The organism is Arthrobacter sp. efr-133-TYG-118 (assembly GCF_030209755.1).
In the GTDB taxonomy this organism is placed as follows: domain Bacteria; phylum Actinomycetota; class Actinomycetes; order Actinomycetales; family Micrococcaceae; genus Arthrobacter.
Window position 1 is genome coordinate 53,353 of record NZ_JARVRH010000022.1, and the last position, 20,274, is coordinate 73,626.

The 20,274-nt window shown below is 59.1% G+C and carries 16 protein-coding genes and 2 pseudogenes; 8 read left to right on the forward strand and 10 right to left on the reverse strand.

Annotation, left to right across the window (positions count from 1 at the left end; genetic code table 11):
• Nucleotides 1-115 precede the first annotated feature (115 nt).
• Nucleotides 116-936: pseudogene (locus QRN59_RS24665) on the forward strand (transposase); the annotation flags it as partial.
• Between the two features lie 48 nt (nucleotides 937-984).
• On the opposite strand, the gene QRN59_RS17255 reads toward QRN59_RS24665, so the two are convergent.
• From QRN59_RS17255 to QRN59_RS17280, 7 genes and pseudogenes are all read right to left on the reverse strand, one after another.
• Nucleotides 985-2,205: a polysaccharide biosynthesis protein gene (locus tag QRN59_RS17255; RefSeq protein ID WP_284983706.1), complete on the reverse strand. Its 1,221-nt coding sequence runs from the start codon at nucleotides 2,203-2,205 to the stop codon at nucleotides 985-987.
• A gap of 46 nt (nucleotides 2,206-2,251) precedes the next feature.
• Nucleotides 2,252-3,373, reverse strand: a complete 1,122-nt coding sequence (locus QRN59_RS17260; protein WP_284983707.1) for a glycosyltransferase family 4 protein — start codon at nucleotides 3,371-3,373, stop codon at nucleotides 2,252-2,254.
• Nucleotides 3,374-3,491: 118 nt separating this feature from the next.
• Entirely contained in the window at nucleotides 3,492-4,022 is a 531-nt protein-coding gene (locus QRN59_RS24670; RefSeq protein ID WP_502871077.1) for a hypothetical protein, read from the reverse strand.
• 132 nt (nucleotides 4,023-4,154) lie between these two features.
• Nucleotides 4,155-4,487, reverse strand: a pseudogene (locus QRN59_RS24675) (glycosyltransferase); the annotation flags it as partial.
• 12 nt (nucleotides 4,488-4,499) lie between these two features.
• The gene (locus tag QRN59_RS17270; protein WP_284983709.1) at nucleotides 4,500-5,924 is read right to left on the reverse strand and encodes a sugar nucleotide-binding protein; all 1,425 of its coding nucleotides are present in this window, start codon (nucleotides 5,922-5,924) and stop codon (nucleotides 4,500-4,502) included.
• Between the two features lie 3 nt (nucleotides 5,925-5,927).
• Nucleotides 5,928-6,926: a dTDP-glucose 4,6-dehydratase gene (rfbB, locus tag QRN59_RS17275; RefSeq protein ID WP_284983710.1), complete on the reverse strand. Its 999-nt coding sequence runs from the start codon at nucleotides 6,924-6,926 to the stop codon at nucleotides 5,928-5,930.
• Nucleotides 6,927-6,992: 66 nt separating this feature from the next.
• Nucleotides 6,993-7,751: a glycosyltransferase gene (locus QRN59_RS17280; protein WP_284983711.1), complete on the reverse strand. Its 759-nt coding sequence runs from the start codon at nucleotides 7,749-7,751 to the stop codon at nucleotides 6,993-6,995.
• A gap of 156 nt (nucleotides 7,752-7,907) precedes the next feature.
• Here QRN59_RS17280 and QRN59_RS17285 point away from each other — a divergent pair, with 156 nt between their 5' ends.
• The 5 genes from QRN59_RS17285 to QRN59_RS17305 are packed head-to-tail and all read left to right on the forward strand — an operon-like array spanning nucleotide 7,908 to nucleotide 12,051.
• Nucleotides 7,908-8,666 (forward strand): glycosyltransferase family 2 protein, encoded by a 759-nt coding sequence (locus QRN59_RS17285; protein WP_284983712.1) that lies wholly within the window; start codon nucleotides 7,908-7,910, stop codon nucleotides 8,664-8,666.
• A gap of 1 nt (nucleotide 8,667) precedes the next feature.
• Nucleotides 8,668-9,111: a DUF2304 domain-containing protein gene (locus tag QRN59_RS17290; protein ID WP_284983713.1), complete on the forward strand. Its 444-nt coding sequence runs from the start codon at nucleotides 8,668-8,670 to the stop codon at nucleotides 9,109-9,111.
• Entirely contained in the window at nucleotides 9,112-9,999 is an 888-nt protein-coding gene (locus QRN59_RS17295) for a glycosyltransferase (RefSeq protein ID WP_284983714.1), read from the forward strand. It begins immediately after the preceding gene.
• A gap of 21 nt (nucleotides 10,000-10,020) precedes the next feature.
• Nucleotides 10,021-11,118, forward strand: a complete 1,098-nt coding sequence (locus tag QRN59_RS17300; protein ID WP_284983715.1) for an NAD-dependent epimerase/dehydratase family protein — start codon at nucleotides 10,021-10,023, stop codon at nucleotides 11,116-11,118.
• An 18-nt stretch (nucleotides 11,119-11,136) separates the two neighbouring features.
• A complete protein-coding gene (locus tag QRN59_RS17305; protein WP_284983716.1) occupies nucleotides 11,137-12,051 on the forward strand; it encodes a glycosyltransferase in 915 nt (304 codons plus the stop codon).
• A gap of 157 nt (nucleotides 12,052-12,208) precedes the next feature.
• On the opposite strand, the gene QRN59_RS17310 is transcribed toward QRN59_RS17305, so the two are convergent.
• Complete coding sequence (locus QRN59_RS17310; RefSeq protein ID WP_284983717.1) at nucleotides 12,209-14,395, reverse strand: acyltransferase family protein; 2,187 nt, start codon at nucleotides 14,393-14,395, stop codon at nucleotides 12,209-12,211.
• Between the two features lie 114 nt (nucleotides 14,396-14,509).
• On the opposite strand from QRN59_RS17310, the gene rfbA reads away from it, so the two are divergent.
• Complete coding sequence (gene rfbA / locus QRN59_RS17315) at nucleotides 14,510-15,373, forward strand: glucose-1-phosphate thymidylyltransferase RfbA (protein WP_284983718.1); 864 nt, start codon at nucleotides 14,510-14,512, stop codon at nucleotides 15,371-15,373.
• Nucleotides 15,374-15,387: 14 nt separating this feature from the next.
• Complete coding sequence (locus QRN59_RS17320) at nucleotides 15,388-17,415, forward strand: DUF6541 family protein (RefSeq protein ID WP_284983719.1); 2,028 nt, start codon at nucleotides 15,388-15,390, stop codon at nucleotides 17,413-17,415.
• Nucleotides 17,416-17,445: 30 nt separating this feature from the next.
• On the opposite strand, the gene QRN59_RS17325 is transcribed toward QRN59_RS17320, so the two are convergent.
• Together QRN59_RS17325 and QRN59_RS17330 are read right to left on the reverse strand one after the other, a co-directional pair.
• On the reverse strand, nucleotides 17,446-19,575 hold the full coding sequence (locus QRN59_RS17325) for an acyltransferase family protein (protein ID WP_350225241.1): 2,130 nt from the start codon (nucleotides 19,573-19,575) through the stop codon (nucleotides 17,446-17,448).
• A complete protein-coding gene (locus QRN59_RS17330; RefSeq protein WP_284983721.1) occupies nucleotides 19,541-20,272 on the reverse strand; it encodes an ABC transporter ATP-binding protein in 732 nt (243 codons plus the stop codon). Before QRN59_RS17330 ends, QRN59_RS17325 begins: the two co-directional genes overlap by 35 nt.
• Nucleotides 20,273-20,274 lie beyond the last annotated feature (2 nt).

Genomic DNA, 20,274 nt, shown 5'->3' on the forward strand with positions numbered 1-20,274 from the left:
GGGCTCTCCGTGGTTCATGGTGAAACGGATTCCGTGTCTTGAAAGCTGAAGGGCTCGTAGCCCCGCTGTGATGGATGTTCTCTACGCATTCATCACGAGTCAGGAGCTCCGGGCCTTGATCGAGCCTACTTCCCCGCGCCCCGATGCTGCCACCGCCCTTTTCAACCTGCCCGACTACCGCGTCACCGATACCGAGGTCCTCGCGGCCGGACAGCGGCGGATCCGCGTCGAAGCCACCGCCGAGGCCGGCTGCCCGTGCTGTGGCGCCATCAGCACCCGCATGCCTTCACGCCGGCCCCAGCGCCTGCGCGACATCCCCGTCGCGGGCCCGGTCGAAGTGGTCTGGGCCAAGCGGAGATTCTTCTGCGATGAGTATCTGTGCCCGCGGCGGACGTTCGCGGAGGAGACCTCCCAGGTGCCGCGCCGTGCCCGGTCCACCCGCCGGCTCCGCGACACCCTCGTGCCCGCCGTCATCGGATCAGGAAGGGCCGCCGCGGAGACCGCCTCCTCGTTCGGTGTCTCATGGTGGCTCGTGCAGCGGGCCCTGGATTCCGCGGCGCTGACACTGCCCGATGTCGACGCCCTGGCGCCGCGGATGCTCGGCATCGAGGAACACCGCTACCGGTCCGTGCGGTTGTTCCGCGACCCGGCCACCAAGGCCTGGAAACGCTACGAACCCTGGATGACCACCATCGTTGATCTGGACAACGGACAGGTGCTCGGGATCGTGGACGGCCGTGACAGCGAAGAAGTCGGGGGACTGGCTGTTCGCCCGGCGGCTGCAGTGGCGCCTGGGCGTGCAGGTCGTCGCGATCGACCCGTCGGCGGCATTCCGCGAGGCCCTGCGGATGTGGCTGCCGCGCACCGCGGTCTCGGTCGACGCGTTCCACCTGGTCAAGCCCGGCGCTCGACATGCTCACCGAAGTCCGGCAAAGGGGCTCTTCAATGATACGAACTCATTTCCCCACCAACCACGAACGGTCTCTAAACCGGTTGGGACATCGCCACCGAAGTACGAAGAGCCAGCAACTGGCGCATTGCTGACGGTAAAATAGTGAGAACCATCACGATTTCACTGAGCATGAATCCCAAAGCGACTCCGCTGGATCCCCAGGCCCGGCCTAGTAGCATCATGACAACAACGCCAACGACGGCTCCAACCGCCGTTCCAACTAGGACGAAGCGGGTCTTTCCTGCCGGAATCAAGATATTTCGGATCAGCGGCGTCGAAAACGAAACCGCCAGGAAAGCCCCGCCATAGCACCACATCGTTGACACATTGGCTCTAACTTCGCTTCCAAAAAGTAGCGCAGTGGCAAACTCACCCAAAATACCCAGTCCAACCATGCCAACGACGCCCAGCACCACATGAGCCCCAATTGCGCGGATTTGGCGCTGCATGCGGTTCTTAGCCGACGGGTCCAGCGTCCATCCCTGGAGGGTATTTCCGACGGTCGTGACTGCCAGCAGGCCGAACCGGTACAGTTTGTCGGCCGAAGCTATCGTGCTTGCGTCCAGGGTAGTGCAATTTGCCCCGGCAAGAGGCACAGGCGCGGAAGTGTAGACGCCACCCATTCCATCTATAAGGGCAACGCCAAGCCGCTTTCGCAAACCAAGCAGCAGGCCGCTCATTGAAGACCCTTTGAATATCCTCGGATTTCCGAGTTTGCGTTGCACGCAGGCCAGCCCGACGAAGGCACTCAACACCCAAAGCACGGGATAAGACCATAACGAATTAGTTTGCGCGATCATGACCGCCGCAAGAAGCGTGGCAATCAATCTCGGCAACATTTCAAATCGCGCAATACTCCCGGGATCGCCGGCCCCGATGAAAAACCAATTAGGCGACAACCCGACCAAGCAGAAAGCCAATGTCATACATGCCGTAAAGAGCTCATAGCCGGCACTAGCCAGGAATATCGAAATCGCGCAAGTTATAGGAATGACGATGACCGAAATTACCAGCCGCTCCCTCAGTGATTCAGTCCAGTAAGCCCGTCTCGTCTTTTCTGACTTAGATGTCGCTATCAAGGCCGGCCCCAAGACATTCCAACCGTAGCTAATCGCGATGCTTCCAAACGTTCCAACGGCCTGCCCGACGGAAAGGCTGTACCAACCATCAACGCCGCCCACTCTTGCGGCGATGGGGAGCAATAGGAGCGGCGCTATAGAGCCGACCAGGGGTACGAATGTAAACCCGGCCATGCGTTTGATCATCCGTGAGCGAGTCATTTGGCCCGTAACCCTGTAGCTAGCGCGAGCGAAGCAAAGCTGCTTCGAAATTAGATGCAGCCTTCTCAGGCGTATATTCCCGCATTCTCAATAATCCTCTGGTCGCAACCGACTGGCAGAGCGCGGGATCGCTCAACAGAGTGTCGACATTTTCAAGCAAAGCCTGCGAATCACCTACCGCAGAAAAAAGTGCCGTCCCATCTGCATATGCTCGAACTCCGCCAATATCAGTGGAGACTACCGCGCAGCCGCTGGACATGGCCTCAGCCGGTGGCAGATGCCAACCTTCCCCGTCACTCGCACAAAGGTATATCCGCGAGGATTGGTACAGGTGACTGATTGTTTCCCTCGACGGAGTGGTCACGTGGGTGATTTGCTCCGCCAGTCCTTCGGGCCTTTCGCACGTTCCAAATGTAACGGCGGAAAATTCTGGATATTTTGCCACGAGGTCGTTCAGTACCTTGACAACCAGATCGGTCCGCTTCCACGGAACATCAGATACCATCGCACATACAGTATGCGGTCGGTCTTGAGTTGGGCCGCCCGCTGGAAATTCGTCCGGATCGATACCGTTGGGTATCAACTCGCACTCTTGCGAGAGGCTTTCCACATGGCGTTTGAGCCACGGAGCGATCACGATCTTCTTCAAATCGAGGGTCCACGTTGCATCGATAAACGTAGGCTCTGCGGACCAGTCTTCATAGTGTTGTATGAAGTAGAATCCGCGAGACCCGGACTGCCTCGACGCAGCGGAAACAAGATTAGCGGTCTGCACTTCAGTAGCAACAACTACATCGCAAGAAGGCACTGCGGAGGGCGCGATATACGGCAGCGTCAATGAACGCACCTTGCCGTCGAGCGCAAACCATTCTGGTCTCCGGAAGGGCCTCAGGGCAGCGAGAACTGAAGCAATGGGGAGTCTGAAATCACTCTTCAAACGTCGAGACCCACGCAGCATCAGGGAATGCAAAATTGTAACATCGTGGCCACGGCGCGCTAGGTAATTCGCATAAGTGTAGACAACCTTGTAGCCGCCTACTGGATGCTTGCTGAAGCCTGGGAGCACAAAGACGATCCGGCGCTTCGCTTCACTTTTAGCTGGTGAATCTTCTTGACTGGATCTACGAAGGCGCTTGAACACATGACTCCCACTGACGTGACATAAACTCAACCATAGTACCCCACCGCCTCTTGACGGGTGGGTTGTCGCCGGCCCGGCTAGTCAGTGCATATCACTTCGAGGCGAAGCGTGCGCAGGGTTAGTGCTTGACGGTCCTTCTAGCAAAGACCTCAACCGGTGTGCCCGCCACGAACTCAACAAAACACGCCAGAGCCACATTGCCGCTACGCAAGCCTGACCACAACACCCTCAGCGTCGGCCCCCACGAGTGGCCGCTGGAAAAGGCAGAAAGCCCGGTCTCCAATTCCGTGGAACTGACGGCAACCCGGGTACTCAGGCAGTCCACCATGGTCCGGCGCCACCCAAAGCTCAGGTCGTTCGACGTCCGCAGCATTGCCAGCAGTCCCTTGCTGCCATGGTATTTCTCCGACATCGACGCAAGGTGCCGCCATGATGACAAGATGCCTCGGCGGTCTTCCACCTCGCCAAGGACATTGCCGCCGTGTTGGACGTAGTCCTGCAGTACATCCTCTACCACCACGGCACCACCGGTGGCGGCGGCGCACACTGCGAGCCAATGGTCGTGGACCTGTGTGATGGTTTCCAGCCGCGGAAAGGGAAGTGCCAGTTCGAGAAGTTCCCTGCGGAAGACGCAAAGGCTTCCAGTCACTTGGTTTTGGGCAACCAACGCGCCAAAGGGAACGTTCTTTCGAGCCGTGGAATCAGCCACAACCTCATGCCCGGGATTTCGAACCACCCTGGCCTGCCCCGAAACTAGCGCTACATCATTCAGCTGCGGAATAAGCGTCTCGAGCTTGGAGGGGTACCACCGATCATCCTGGTCCGCCAATGCCACCCATTGTGCTTCAAAAGGAACGGCTTGGAGAACCCTCTCGAAGTTCCCGTAAAACCCCAGCCTTTCCGGGAATCCGAGAACCCGAAACCGGCTATCGTCGTTGAGCTCCGCTTTGACAAATTCCGCGATCTCCTGGTCCCCGCCATCGGCGGAGATCAGGCAGACAAATTCGGTGTGGCTTTGATCCTGGATAGACCGGAGCTGGGTCCGGAAAAGGTCCCAGTCAGGACGGTATGCGGCGAGGGCCACCACACCGAATGAGGAAGAGTCATAAGCCATCTCGGTCAGCCGCTAGCCGATCGCGGGACTGGTGGCGAGGTAGGCGTCTAGAGCTTCACGTGCGGACCGCGGGTCGAATCCCGCTTCCCGGATCTTGCTCAAGTCCAGGACGCTCTTGAGCGGGCGTGGAGCTGCGGCTTTGCCACGGAAGTACTCTTCGGTGGTGACGCCCGTGACGGAGTCCCGTGCCGCACCGCTGAGCTCGTAGACGTCGGCGGCGATGTCCGCCCAGGACTGCGGCTCTCCGGCGTTGCTGAGGTTGTACGTACCGTAGCTGGCTTTGGAGTCCAGCAAGTGTTTGATTCCCGCGGCGATATCCTCCGTGAAGGTCAAGCGGCCGATCTGATCGTTTACGACGGAAGGTTCAATCCCGCGTGCGGCGAGGGAAGCCATGGTGCGGACGAAATTGTTGCCCTCGCCAATGACCCAGCTGGTGCGAACGATGTAGTGCTTGGGAACGACGCTGACCACCGCGTCGCCGGCGGCCTTCGTCTGCCCGTACACGCCTAGCGGCGAGACTGGCTCGTCTTCCCCATGGGTTTCGGCAGCGCCGTCGAACACATAGTCCGAGGAGACATGCACCAGCGTCAGGTCGTGCTCGACGGCTGCCCGGGCCAGACGTGCGACGGCAGCAACGTTGGTCTCCCAGGCGGCCTGGCGGCCTCCCGGGGTTTCGGCGGCGTCGACGGCGGTGTAAGCGGCAGCGTTGATGACGGCGGAGTAGTTCTTCCAGTTCTTTTGCGCAACCGCATCCGGGGAACTGAGGTCGAACTCGGCGCGGCCGACGAACTCGACCGAGGCATCGCCGTCGTACAGTTCCCGAAGGGCTTTGCCGAGCTGCCCGTTGGCACCTAGAACCAGCGTCTTCTTAGGGCCCATCGGCCGGACCTCCGCCAAGCGCGGATGGGCTTTGTCTTTGTCCGAGAGCTCGGCCCGCTCCAGCGGGATCGGCCAGTCGATGGCCGCTGTCTCGTCGGCCAGGTTCAGGAAGGTGTACTGGCCCTGCGCGTCGGCGCTCCAGTGATCGTTGACCAAGTAGGTGTAAGCAGTGTTGTCCTCCAGGGTCTGGAAAGCGTTGCCCACACCCCGGGGGATGAAAATTGCCTGGCTCGGATCCAACTCGGCGGTGAATACCGCACCGAACGACGGCCCTTCGCGCAAGTCCACCCAGGCGCCGAAGATCTTGCCGGTGGCCACAGAGATGAATTTGTCCCAGGGTTCGGCGTGGATGCCGCGGGTGGTACCGGCTTTTTCGTTGAACGAGATGTTGTTCTGCACCGGTTTGAAGTCCGGAAGCCCCAGGGCCACCATCTTCCCGCGCTGCCAGTTCTCCTTGAACCAACCTCGGTTGTCGCCGTGGACGGGAAGTTCGTACAGAACGACGCCGGGAATCGGCGTTTCGCGGGCACTCAGCTGCTTGGAAAACTCAATCGACATCGTCTATTGGCCCTGTTCCTTGTACTTGGCCTCGGTTTCGGCCTTCTGGGGACGCCACCATGCTTCGTTGTCGCGGTACCACTTGATGGTGTCTTCAATGCCGGCCTCGAAGTTGGAGAACTCGGGTTTCCAGTCCAGCTCGGTGCGCAGCTTCGTGGAATCGATCGCGTAACGGAGGTCATGGCCTGGGCGGTCCACCACGTGGTCGTAGGCGTCGTTTTCCTGGCCCATGTGCGCCAGGATCAGCTCCACGACATCCTTGTTGTTCTTCTCGCCGTCCGCGCCGATGAGGTAAGTTTCCCCGATCCGGCCCTTCTCGATGATCGCCAGAACGGCGGAGGAATGATCGTTCGCGTGGATCCAGTCGCGGACGTTCTCGCCCTTGCCATAGAGCTTCGGGCGGATCCCGTCGATCACGTTGGTGATCTGGCGCGGGATGAACTTTTCGACGTGTTGATACGGGCCGTAGTTGTTCGAGCAGTTGCTGATGGTGGCCTGCAACCCGAAGGAGCGCACCCATGCCCGGACCAGCAGGTCTGAACCGGCCTTCGTCGAGGAGTAGGGGCTGGAGGGGTTGTAGGGCGTGTTCTCGGTGAACCGTTCCGGATCATCCAGCTCGAGGTCGCCGTAGACCTCGTCGGTGGAGATGTGGTGGAAGCGCTTGCCGTGCTTCCGGGCGGCCTCGATCAGCGTGTACGTGCCGATGATGTTGGTGTCCAGGAAGGGACGCGGGTCATGCAGGGAGTTGTCATTGTGCGACTCTGCGGCGTAATGGACCACCACGTCGGTCGACGCCACGAGTCCGTCCACCAGGGCCGCGTCGGCGATATCGCCCTTCACCAGAGTGACGCGGTCTTCCGGCAGGCCGCTGATGGATTCCGGGTTGCCCGCGTAAGTGAGTTTGTCCAACACGGTTACTCGCGCGTCAGTGTTGGCCACAAGATAGTGGACGAAGTTGGAACCGATGAAGCCGGCACCGCCGGTGACAAGGATTTTCTGCATGCAGTCAGCTTACCGGCTGAATATCCCGGGCCCGGTGCCCGGCAGGGCGCTGACTACAGGTGGCCCTCAACGTTGCGATGCGAGGGACCGCCGTCGTGCCTCTAGCATCAGGCGAATCAAGACCAACCTTGCCGCGAGAATGACACGCAGGGACCTCCAACCTCGAGGCGTTGCGTTGTCCTCATGAAGTCGCCGAAGAAGGGTGCTGCGATCCAGGTGTGTGATCGATCCCGATACATTACCGACTATCGCCAGCCATAAGTCGTGCGATTCGCGAAGGTAATCAGGGATTGGGCTGAACAGGTCGAGGATGTCCCGACGGAATGCCATGCCACAGCCATAGTAGGCGCGATAGCCTATGAGGATTCCGAAGAGGTTGCCCAAGTGTCGTCGGCTGTCCGCTGAGTCCAGCTTGGGAATGCTGGGCCTCGGACCCCCACCCAGGACGTCGAAATTACTGGCGACGACTGCGGCCGTCGTCAAGGCCGACAGCATGGAATCAACGCGGCCTTCAGTCCACACGTCATCCTGGTCGGCCAGAAAAATGAACCTGCCTCGACTGGCGAGGACTGCCTGCCCGAAGGACTTGACGTACCCTTGGTTGGTTTCCGCACGAATCAACCTGATGCGCGGATCGGCAACAGCCAAGATCTTCGCGACCGTATCATCCCTTGAAGCATCGTCGACAATGACGACCTCGTCATCGTCGGAGAGCTGGGAAAGGATGGACTCTAGCTGCTCGTGGATAAATTTCGCCCCCATGAACGTAGCCATGCAAACGCTGACTCGGGTGCGCGGCGCGGAATGTTCTTCTGCGTAGTTCATGTCCCCACAGTTCAATCGTGTGAAATAGGTGTTTTGACCGGCAATGGTTGTCTACCAACCGCAGCACCATCCTAGGCGACTGTCCCTGGCACTGCTTGGTCCTGAACCAACGGTCCAGATGTCGTTCAGACGGCAGATTGATATAGTTTGGACAACATGGAACCCTCCCCCACACCGCGCGTCTTGGTGATCATGCCTGCCTGGAACGAGGCTGAAGCCGTTGGTGATACCGTCCTGGAAGTCCTCGCGGCGAGTGACCACTATGACGTACTGGTTGTCAACGACGGGTCCACCGACGACACTGCCACGATTGCCCAGCAGGCTGGCGCCACCGTGTTGAACCTTCCTTTCAACCTTGGAGTTGGAGGCGCGATGCGAGCCGGGTTCAAATACGCTCGCCGCCTCGGCTACCAGCGGGTGATCCAAGTCGACTCGGACGGCCAGCATGACCCGCGCAGCATAGATGAAGTGTTGGCCGGATTGGAGCATGCAGACATTTGCATCGGCGCCCGCTTCGCCGATCGAGGGAACTACAAAGTGGGCGGCCCGCGCAAATGGGCCATGCAGTTCCTTGCGAAGGTCATCTCATCGCTCGCCAAAACTCGCCTGACCGATGTTACGAGCGGATTCCGCGCGGCCAATGACCGCGCGATCACCCAGTATTTGGACCACTACCCGGCGGAGTATCTCGGAGACACGATCGATTCCTTGGTGGTTGCAATTCGATCTGGCTGCACCGTAACCCAAGTGCCGGTGGAGATGAGGATCCGGCAAGGCGGAACGCCTAGTCACAATCCAGTCAAGGCAGCGGTCTATCTGGGAAGATCCGTTTTCGCGCTCCTCTTGGCACTCACCCGGAAACCATCGAGAGTGGCCGTGGTAGCGCCAGGCCTACACGAAATTTCAGGAGTCTAGCGTGACAAATCTCGCCGCTTTCCTGGTAGCGCTCGTTATAGTCGCGCTCGTCGTCGAAATGCTTCGGCGGAAGAAACTCCGCGAAAAGTACGCCGCGCTATGGCTCCTTGTCGGGGGTGCCACGCTTATCCTCGCGGCATTCCCAAGGCTGCTGAATATCGTTGCTGAGCTTGTTGGCGTCCAGCTGCCTTCAAACCTTCTTTTTGCTATGAGCATCCTGTTGCTCCTTGGCGTGTGCCTGCACCTGTCCTGGGAAATCTCCGTCGTGGAAGACGAGACACGGGCTTTGGCCGAGGAGGTAGCGATCCTGCGGACCCAGCTGGAATCGCTCGCTCAAGGCAAGTCTTCCCGCCATGCCAGCACCCGCACGGCTGAGGCCGAGGCCGAGGCTAAGTCCCAAGCCATAGACCAGTTGCGAAACCCTACGGAAAGTTCGGACGCTTAAATGCCACTAGACATCTTTATCCCCTACTGGGGCGATCCTGGCTATATGAAGGAGACCGTCTACAGCGTTCTCCGCCAGGACAACGAGGATTGGCTGCTGACAGTAGTCGACGACGCCTACCCGGGAACCGAAATCAGCGAGTTCATGGCAGGTATCGATGATCCTCGGGTTAAGTACATTCGCAAGGACCAGAACGCTGGCATTACCGAGAACTACCGGACTTGCGTCTCGCTTGCCACCCAGGAAGTGATGGTAATTCTCGGCTGCGACGATGTCCTGCTGCCGAATTACGTGGATGTCATCCTCTCTGCCCATGCCAGCTTCCCCGATGCCGCTCTTATCCAACCCGGCGTCGAAGTCATCGACGAAAATGGCCAGGTCGTGGCCACACTTGTTGACCTGGTGAAGCAAAGGATCATCAAACCCAGAGGCGGCGGTCGACAGCTGGTGGCCGGAGAGTCAATCGCCACCAACCTCATGCACGGAGATTGGCTTTACTGGCCGTCCCTTGCCTTTCGTACGGAGAAGATCCGGAAGGTGGACTTCCGCGACGGCTTCCCGATCATCCAGGATCTCGCCTTGATCATGGACATGATCTTCAACGGCGACCAGCTACTTATCGATCCTGAGCTTTGCTTCCAGTACCGCAGGCATTCGAACAGTGCATCCTCGACGAAACTCGTGGATGGCTCCCGCTTCGCCGGTGAACGGGAGTATTTCGAGGTCGCCGCAGCCCAGGCCGATGACCTCGGTTGGACGAAGGCTGCCCGATCGGCAAGGCTCAGGCTAACGTCCCGGGCACACGCTGCAGCCCTCCTCCCCAAGGCGGCCGCAAGTCGCAATAACGCCGCCGTCAAAGCCCTCGTCCGACATACTTTCGGAAAATAAACTTCCGCTACGAAAGGTCCAATGGTGACTTCTACAACTAGTCCTGCCCGCCCCGGCGGTACTGTCCTCGTCACAGGCGGCGCCGGCTTCATCGGCTGCGCTGTATCCCCCGCCCTGGTCGAGGCCTTCGACCGGGTAGTTGTCGTCGACAACTTGCACCCTCAAATCCATGCTTCTGGTGAGCGGCCTGCGGATCTGCACCCGAAAGCCGAACTCTTCGTCGCCGACGTCGCGGATGCCGCAACCTGGGACACCGTCTTGGCGGACGTGACCCCCGACGTCGTGATCCACCTTGCTGCCGAAACAGGCACAAGCCAGTCTCTCGAAGAGTCGACCCGCCACACTCACGTCAACGTCGTCGGCACTTCCCAGCTTCTCGATGGCCTGAACCGCCATGGCAAGCTCCCGCGACGGATCGTGCTGTCCTCGAGCCGTGCGGTCTACGGCGAGGGCGCGTGGGCCGACGTCGACGGCAAATTGTTCTACCCTGGCCAGCGCACCAGCCAGACCTTGGACAAGGCGCAGTGGGACTTCCCGGGCGCTACCCCAGTGGCTATGAAGGCGTCCGAAACGTTCCCCGCACCGGTCAGTGTATACGGGGCCACCAAGCTTGCCCAAGAGCACGTCCTGCAGGCCTGGGCAAAGTCCTATGGCGTCGAAACGGTCATCCTGCGGCTGCAGAATGTCTACGGCCCAGGCCAATCGCTTATCAACCCCTACACGGGAATCATGAGCCTGTTCTGCAGGATGGCCATGGGGGGCAAGTCAATTCCCCTTTACGAAGACGGTGAGGTCCGCCGTGACTTCATCCTGATCGACGACGTCGCTTCAGCCATCGTCGCGGGGGCGGTCTCCCCCACGGTCCAGGGTGAGCCGATGGACATCGGTTCGGGCGAGTACCAGACCATCGGCACGGCCGCACAGCTTATCGCCGCGCATTACAACGCTCCTGCTCCCCACGTCACCGGGCAATACAGGCAGGGCGACGTTCGTCACGCGTGGGCAGACGTCACGGCCGCGGAAGAGGTGCTCGGCTGGACGCCGCAGTACAACCTGGCCCAAGGCATTGACCGCCTCGCCAGCTGGATCGACGTCCAGCCCGACGTCCAGCCAGCCTGACGAGGACGGAAAAAGACGTTGCCCTCGACTGCCGCTATCGTTTCCCTGTATAATCCGTCCGACGGCGTGCTGGCCAACGCCGCGGCACTTCTCAAACAGGTGAACACCGTGGTCGTAGTGGACGACGGTAGCCCCCACGACCCCACCAGGATCCTTGACGAACTGGCCGGTATGGGTTGCAACGTCGAGCGTCTCACTGAAAACTCCGGAATCGCTGCCGCGCTGAATGCCGGCATTTCTGTCGCCCTTTCGGGGGCCGCTAAGCCGGACTACATCCTCACGATGGATCAGGACTCACTACTCGACGACGGCTACGTCGCCGCCCTGCAATCGGCGGCGACGGCCGCCTCAGCCGCCAATGTCCGCGTGGGCATGGTGGCACCAGGTTCCGTCAGAGGGCTCCCCGTTCGACGCGGACCGGTCGTGAACGGTATTCAGCTGGGCGGAGAACCCATCCAGTCGGGGCTCCTCATACCTGTCCCGGTGTTCGAGCGGCTAGGCATGTTTCAGTCCAGCCTCTTCATCGACGGTGTGGACAGCGAGTTCTACCTTCGGTGTACCGCTGACGGATTGCGCGCTGTCATTGCTCCGGAGGCCGCCCTGGACCACACACTGGGAAGCCCTGCCAGGGCCAGACTTCTTGGCCGGGAGCTGTCCTTCGGCGGTCAACCGCTGAATATCCGTACCGCCGCTGACTGGCGCTACTACTACCTGTTTCGGAACCGGATCCTGCTGGCTCGCCAGTACGGCCGTCGGTTTTCGCTCTGGACCTTGAAGGGGTTCTTAGCGGACTACAGGCACCTTGCCATCGTCACCTTGCTTGCTCCGCACCGGCGTGTCCGTTTGATCAACGCGCTACATGGTGTCATCGACGGCGTGCGTGGCGTTTCTGGTCCCCGGCGTATCGAGAGTGCGACTCGTCCCAGCATCTGAAATTAGAAGAGGATGGTGCGAAGTTCCGACGGCAGACGGCGTCGGGAAGCCCATAAGCGGTAGGACTTCCACATAGTCGAGTGAGAGAGTAGTCACCCACCGCCGCGCCCGAGATCCCCGAGGTTTTAGCGTGCCTCATCGATCACAATATTTGCGGCTAACTGGTCGCAACCGGGCTGAGCACTTCTTTTATCAGCGGGGCAAGTTCTTCCGATGCCAACGCGCTTATGTGGTTGATGTCCGCGTATAGGGCTGTTCCGCCAATAAAGGCCGGACAGCGTCCATCGACGCAAAACCAATCCTTCGTTGGAACGAAGACGGCATTGGCACCGACGCTGGAAATCGCCCGGGCCTCGACCGCGCTTTGGTTGTCAAATTCGGGCTTTCTGACCGTGATGCAGTCGCCTGGAGTACTGAACCGCGTGATGCATTGGCTCGGTTCGGCCTTGGCCGGTGCCGGAGCCTCCAACAATACGTAGCGTGAACCAACCGAAGTCACAAATCTCCCCATCTCACTGATGTTGTGCTGCCACTCGGCGTCCGCAGCAGCGCCGGTCGCCTTACTGGCCAAGTGCCCATCGTTTCGCAGGAATGACGACACTACGGTGTCGGGTCGAAGTCGTTTGATCTCGCCCTGAACCCAAGACTTGAACTTGACGCATTCCTCGGCCGATGCGTCTGCCGCCTGCTGAACCAACGTCGGCGAACATGCGGCCACCGTGTAGATGTAAACTTTCCAGTCCTGGCCCTCCAGCGCCTTGCGTATCCCCGGAACAAAACTCATCGTCGTGGAGTCCCCGAAAACTATGAGCGTCCGTTTCGCGGACTCGGCCCCGTAGATGCACCGCTTCGCGTTCACGGTCACATCTTTGTCATGTGCCAATGGAGACAGAGCACCGCCCAAGCAGCCGTCCTTAATCCACTCAGCAGGTTTGGCCAAAGCGCCGTCGGGACCCATCTCGGCGGGGTTTGGCGTAAGCGTAGGCCAGACGCTGGCCTCCAGGGCTGCTCGCAATTGCTCCTGTCGTCCTGACGCAGTTGCTGCAATTGAGTTCTGCTGGCCCATGGAGTCAGACGTCGCCGGACCAACGGACGCCGATTGTTGAGCGACGGTCGCAAATGCGATCAAAGGAGCGCACACAACGATGGCAGCGAAAACTGCAGCACCGGCTATCGAGCGCCGACGCCGACCAGGTCCGGTGCGCTTAGGCAAAGACGCAGTCCGCTGGGGCGAACCCCAGCGCGACTTTCGAATCGGATCCTCGACAAACTTGAATGATGCGATCGACAGTGCGCCCATCACTGCTACAGCGATCACGTAATATCGTTTGGATTCAACCGGGACAAAGGCAACAAGCAGAACTATGACCGGGAAATGCCAAAGGTAAAGCGAGTAAGAGATCTTACCGATGTACCGACTGACGGGATTGGTCAGAACCCATGCGTGGCGGTCATAGTAGCCGTCATGGGCTCCAGTCCCGGCAAGGATGACCAAGCACGACCCGAGCACTGGGAACAGAGCAAACGGACCGGGAAAAGGTGTCTCGGGCGTGATGATTAGCACCGAAGACAGCAGGACTGCCAGGCCCAACCACAGCAGGGCAACGCGGATTTGCCGGACGAAGCCCTGGAAGGTTGCAGTGAGGACTGCCAATAGGGCGCCTGCAGCCAGCTCCCATCCGCGGGCGAAGGTGGAAAAATAGGCAACCGTGTGGCTGGTTTGCGTTTCCCAAAGCGAGAAAGCAAAAGACAAAGCTAGGGGTAGCCCTATGGCGACGGATAAAATCGTCAGGGTCCCGCGCTTGTTTGCCTTCCAACGACGCGCAAGGAAGAGAGCGGCCAGAATGATCCACGGCCAGACGATATAGAACTGCTCTTCGACGCCCAGAGACCAGTAGTGCTGAATAGGCGATACGGAAGCGCCCGAATTCATGTAGTCGGTCCCAAGAATCGCGAATCGCCAGTTAGCCGAAAAAAGCAACGCCCAGAATGTGTCTCCAGCGACGGCGGCGGCCCGTCCACCGTAAAAAATAATGTAGGCCGCCGTCAAAGTGGCACTAAGTACCAAAACGGCAGCTGGCAAAATGCGTTTGATCCGGCGGATATAGAACTGTTTGAAGGAAATCCGACCAGTGTCCTTAGCCTCCCGAAGGAGTATTCCGGAAATCAAATAGCCGGAAATGACGAAGAAGATATCCACGCCGACAAAGCCACCCTGCGGCCAATGGATCAGATGGTCGAGCACAACTGCTATCACCGCAATGGCGCGGAGACCTTCGATGTCCAGCCGGCGCTTGTGTCCTGAAATTTTTTGCCGATCCCGAGTCGCAGTCCCGACAGCCATTGCTGAAGACATATCTACTAGTTCCACTCATCTCGGCTTCCAGGACCCGTCGATCTTATCAAGCAGACGACCTCTAGTTTGCCGTGGCGGGTCCTATACGGAAGGATTGAGCCCATGCGTGGAATAATCTTGGCCGGCGGAACTGGATCCCGGTTGCACCCGATCACCTTCGGTATCAGCAAGCAACTAGTTCCTGTCTACGACAAGCCCATGATCTATTACCCCCTGTCGACGCTCATTCTGGCTGGGATCCGCGACATCCTCATCATCACCACACCCCACGACGCCGAGCAGTTCCAGCGTCTCCTCGGCGATGGCTCGCAGTTTGGCATTAACCTCAGCTATGTCCAGCAGCCCTCCCCCGACGGCCTTGCCCAGGCCTTCATCCTTGGCGCTGACCACATCGGAAACGACACCGTGGCTTTGGTCCTGGGTGACAATATCTTCTACGGCCAAGGAATGGGGACGCAGTTGCGCCGGCACGCCAACATCGACGGCGGCGCAGTCTTTGGTTACTGGGTCAAGGATCCCAAAGCCTATGGCGTTGTGGAATTCGATGAGGCTGGGAAGGCCATATCCCTTGAGGAGAAGCCTGAAAAGCCGAAATCCCACTACGCTGTCCCAGGCCTGTACTTCTATGACAACGACGTCGTCGACATTGCCAAGAACCTGCAGCCGTCAGCGCGAGGCGAGCTGGAAATAACGGATGTGAACCGCACATACCTCGAGAGAGAGAAACTTCGCGTCGAGATTCTCCCCCGCGGCACGGCCTGGCTTGACACCGGGACGTTCAACGACCTCAATGACGCCTCCAATTTCATCCGTACTGTAGAGAACCGTCAGGGCCTCAAGATCGGCGCCCCGGAGGAGATCTCTTGGCGTCTGGGCTTCCTTAGCGACGACGAGCTCCGGGAAAGAGCGGAACCGCTCGTGAAAAGCGGATACGGGGCTTACCTGCTCGACCTGCTCAACGACTAGTTGCATGGGGCAAGTTGGCGGACTCACTCCGCCGTAATTCGAGTGGAGATTTCATGAGTTGGTATTCGACCCTGCCCTACGTGCTTGCCAGCCTTGGACTTCTGTTCATTCCAGGCGGCATGCTGGCGTTCGCGCTTGGACTGAGAAGCTTCGCCTTCATATCGGTCGCTCCCTTATTTAGCGTGGCTCTTGTTGGTGGCACAGCAATCCTGCTCCCATTCTTGGGCCTTGGCTGGTCACCGCTCAACGTGGCACTAACTTCCGCGGTCCTCTCAGCCGTTACGTTCGGCGTCGTGTACTTGATTTATCGCAACCGTGGCGGAGGTGGAACGTGGCGGGCTGCGTTGCCGCCTGCAAGGCTCTATGCGATTCCGGCGATCGGCTTGCTCGCGGGCGCACTAGCGATAGGGTTCCAGCTCCGGGCCGCTTTCGGTAGTCCGGAAGGTTTTTCCCAGACCTTCGACAATATTTTCCATCTGAACGCCGTGCGCTACATCCTGGACACCGGACAGGCTTCGTCACTCACGATGTCTAGCATGACCAGCGGAGATGCCCCTCCCTACTTCTACCCGGCAGCATGGCATGATCTCGCGTCGCTGCTTATCCAAATCACCGGAGCACCCGTCACTGTGGGTGTGAACGTCCTAAACATCAGCGTGGCCGCTGTGGTCTGGCCCCTCGGGAACATGCTTCTGACCCGAGTCGTGGCTGGAGCCAACCCCTATGCCGTCGGCGCCGCAGGTATATTGTCAGCGGGTTTCGCAGCCTTTCCCCTTTTGCTGCTCGACTTCGGGGTGCTCTACCCCAATTTCCTCTCCGTCAGCATGCTTCCAGCCGGTCTGGCTTGCGTAGCTGCCTTCTTCGGCATCGGAGATAGCCAAGGATTACACGGGCTATCGCGCTATACACTCGCCCCTATCGCAGCATTTGGCATAGCGATCGCGCATCCGAACGGCCTGATGTCCCTCATTGCGTTCTCGGCACCATTGCTCCTGACCAGCTATGTGCGTTTATGCGTACGAAGGCACCGCGAGGGCCTGCCCGCGCGGATGAGCGTCCTGTTTGGGACCGGGCTCCTCCTCGTCGTCGCCCTAGTGGCCGTGATGTGGAGGTTCATCAGACCACCGTCCGAGGCGGCCTTTTGGCCCACTGTGCAAACGGTGGGCCAAGCTATTGGGGAGGTCGTCACCAATTCGGGCATGCAGCATCCGACTGCGTGGGTGGTAAGCGCCCTGATGCTTGTCGGGCTTATCCGGATACTCCGTTGGCCCTCCAGGCTTTGGTTTGCAGGAACTTTCCTCATTGCGGCTGTATTGTTCGTTGTGGTATCTGCCGGAACGGACAAATTCTTACGCAATGCAATCACGGGGGTTTGGTACAACGACAGCTATCGTTTGGCAGCTCTGATGCCGGTGGTAGCCGTGCCCTTGGCTGCCCTGGGGACAGCCTGGCTTATCCGAAAAGTGCAGGCATTGAATTCCTCCTGGAAGTCCAAGCCCTTCCTGGACCGTATGGCGTGGCCACAAGCGCTGTTCGGAAGCAAAGCAGTGTTGCCGCTCATTCTGCTGGGCATCATACTCTTGACACAGTCGATTCCTATGCAAAGCTCGATCGCCGTTGCCCGGAGCCACTATACGGCGAGCCCGAATGCCCCCCTCGTCAGCGCCGACGAACTGAAAATAATCGACGAAGTCGATCAGCTAGTTCCCAAAGATGCCACGATCGCAGTGAGCCCCTGGAACGGCGGTGCCATGGCCTTCGCCTTCGCCGACCGGAACACGACGTCCAAACATACCCTGACGACGTACACCCCGGATGAGTTGCTGCTCAATGACTCTCTCCGCGATGCCGCAAGCAATCCGGCGGTATGCCCCGCGGTCCGGCATCTTGGAGTCAAATTTGCCCTCGACTTTGGTACCAAAGAGGTACACGGCGAGGACCATGGGTTCAAGGGTCTGTTGATTCCTGATTCAGCTCCTGGCTTCCAGCTTGTGGCCCGCGAGGGCGAAGCTAAACTCTTCAAACTGACGGCTTGCGGTTAACACACGATTCTTCGGCCAACTCCGGGCAGATTACTGGTCCAGCCCCAAGGCCTTCTCCAAGGGTGACGCCAAGGTACGGGCAAACGTATTGGTGATGTGGTTGTCACGATAGACGAGCACGTTCCCGATCACAGAAGGACATTGCCCGGCGCGGCAGAAGAACGCGTGCAGGTCGACCATTTCCACCTTGCCTGTCATTTCGGCGGCCAATCGAAGCGGATCGCGGGCGACGCTCCCCGGGTCTTCAGGAATCATGCATGCACCCACCTCCAAGCCCTTCTGCTGTAGACAATCAGGGGCGGAGAAAGGCGGGAGGGGCGTATCGAGGATGACGCTGACTTTGATTCCGGCGGCAACAAGCGGTCTCATCAACTCGCTATAGCCGGCGACCAGTTGCTCGTCGCTCTTCCAACCCCAGTTCAGTTCGCGACGGTAGCCTTCGGGCTGCATCGCGGAAATCACGACCTGTGAAGGTGCCATCTCAAGGATTTTGCGCAGGGAAATTTTGTTCTGCTCAGAGCAGTTCGTAAAGACTGTCGTCTGAGAAGCAGGCGGGGCTGATGTGAAAGGGCAACCGTTTCGCACCATGGCTTTGATTTTCCATCCGTTTCTGGATCCGATAGCCGCCATGGGGTCCACGTACTGGCTCGCGTGGGAATCACCCACGATGACAATCGTGCGTGACGCACTTAAATCCCCGTAGAAGCAATTCTCGTCCGGCGTCGTACTGGGGTTGAAAGTACCGCATCCATCTTTGAAAGTCAGTGGCACATCCCGCGTAGCCAATGCCGGATCGGGGATGACAGGACGATCCGCGGGCACCGGAGCTGGCCGCGGTACGCCGAATGCGAGGGCGCCGGGATAGTCCACCGACGACGTTTCGGCGGTCAAGCTAGCCGTTCTGGCCTCCACAACCCCCCATGGGGCGGCGGCTGCCAGGCAAGTGACCATCACCAGGACCGCTCCAAGCCCGATCGCAGGACCGTATTGGACACTGCCCCTGTACCGCCGCCCACCTTCTGGCTTCCATGTTGTGCCATGTCGGAACCTTTGCTCAATCCACCGGTAAGAAATGACCGCGAAGGCAAGACTGACGAGAGCCAGAACTCCAGACTCCATGAGTCCAGGTCTTCGGCCGAGAAAATGAACTCCGAATACCACGATGGGCCAGTGCCACAGATACAAAGAGTATGAAATGTCACCCAGATACCTCACAGGTCTGGTGCTCAGAAGGCTGCCGGGAAGGAGCCGACTCCCCGCGGCGACCGGAGATTCCGACCCGACGCCGGCTCCAGAGACTAAGAAGAGGACCGCGCCCAGCACAGGCAGTAGCGCGACGTAGCCGGGGAACGCGAGGGCCGTTGTATAGAAAAGCGCCGCCAGAGCGATCATCAGCAAACCGAGCCATCCGAAAATAGCCCTTGAAACAAGGCCGAATCGACGCTTGACAAAACACAGTGCGGTCAATCCACCGAGCCCGAGTTCCCAAACCCTTGTAGAAGACGCGAAATACGCGATGTCATGACTAACAACCGAGAAATGTACGGAATGGCCAAAGGACAGGCCCGTAACGAGAACGAGGACAAGAATGCAGAACCCTCTAATACCAAGTCTGGTGCGTACACCGAATAAGGCTGCCGCTGTCAGAAGAAGCGGGGCAAAAATGTAGAACTGTTCTTCGACCGCAAGCGACCAAAAATGCTGGACCGGAGATACCATGGCCGTTGCCGACTCATAACTCACGGAACCGAACGCTTGGTTCCAGTTCTGGACCTGCAGTGCGGACATCACTACATCGATGGCTATCGGCTGCCAGCGGCCCGATGGAATAAGAACAACGGTTGCCCCGACCGTGGCGAGCAGAACCGCCGTCGATGCTGGAAGCAACCGACGGATTCGACGGCCATAAAACGCCGTCAGGTCGATCCTGCCGTAGGTACTTGCTTCCCGCACCAAGGAGCCAATGATGAGAAAACCGGAGATTACAAAGAAGACGTCCACGCCAACGAAGCCACCGGGTAGGAGATCCGGCCTGAGGTGGTAGGCAACGACAAGGCCAACAGCCAAAGCTCGCAGTCCTTGAATGTCCAGACGGTGCGGGTGAAGGCCACCAGAGGTTCGGGCGTTAGCCATCTCCACGCAGTCGGGCCACGGCGGCATCAATGGGACCGTCGAATCGGACTTTCCCTTGCTCCAGCAGTATGCCCCGCTGGCAAATCCTGGAGACCAAGTCCAAGTCGTGGCTAACGACAACGAGCGTTTTGCCCTCGCCTGCTAGCTCCTTGATTTTGTCAATGCATTTACGTTGGAACGGTTCGTCGCCGACCGCCAGGATTTCATCAACGAGGAAAACCTCCGGATCCGTGTGGACCGCAACGGAAAAGGCGAGCCTCAGATACATTCCTGAGGAGTAGAACTTCACCTCGGTATCAATGAACTGACCGATCTCGGCGAACTCGATGATCGAATCGAAACGCTCGTTGATCTGGGCTTCGCTCATACCGAGGATAGCCCCATTGAGAAAAACGTTATCCCTTCCGGACAAATCAGGATGGAATCCCGCTCCTACTTCAATAAGACCGGCCACGCGCCCACGGGTGTGGACCGTTCCGCTGTCGGGCAGCATGACCCCTGAGATGTGCTTGAGCAGGGTGGACTTGCCAGAGCCGTTGAACCCGAGCAGGGCAACCGTGTCGCCCTGCTCGATGTCAATCGAGACGTCGCTCAGAGCGTAGAACTTCTCCGAAAGATCACCTTTGCGGCCCTTGGCAAGCCAGACTATGGCCTCCTTTATGGACCGCGTGTGCCGGAGCACAAATTGCTTGTCGATATTCCTGATCTCAACTGCGTTGGTCATCG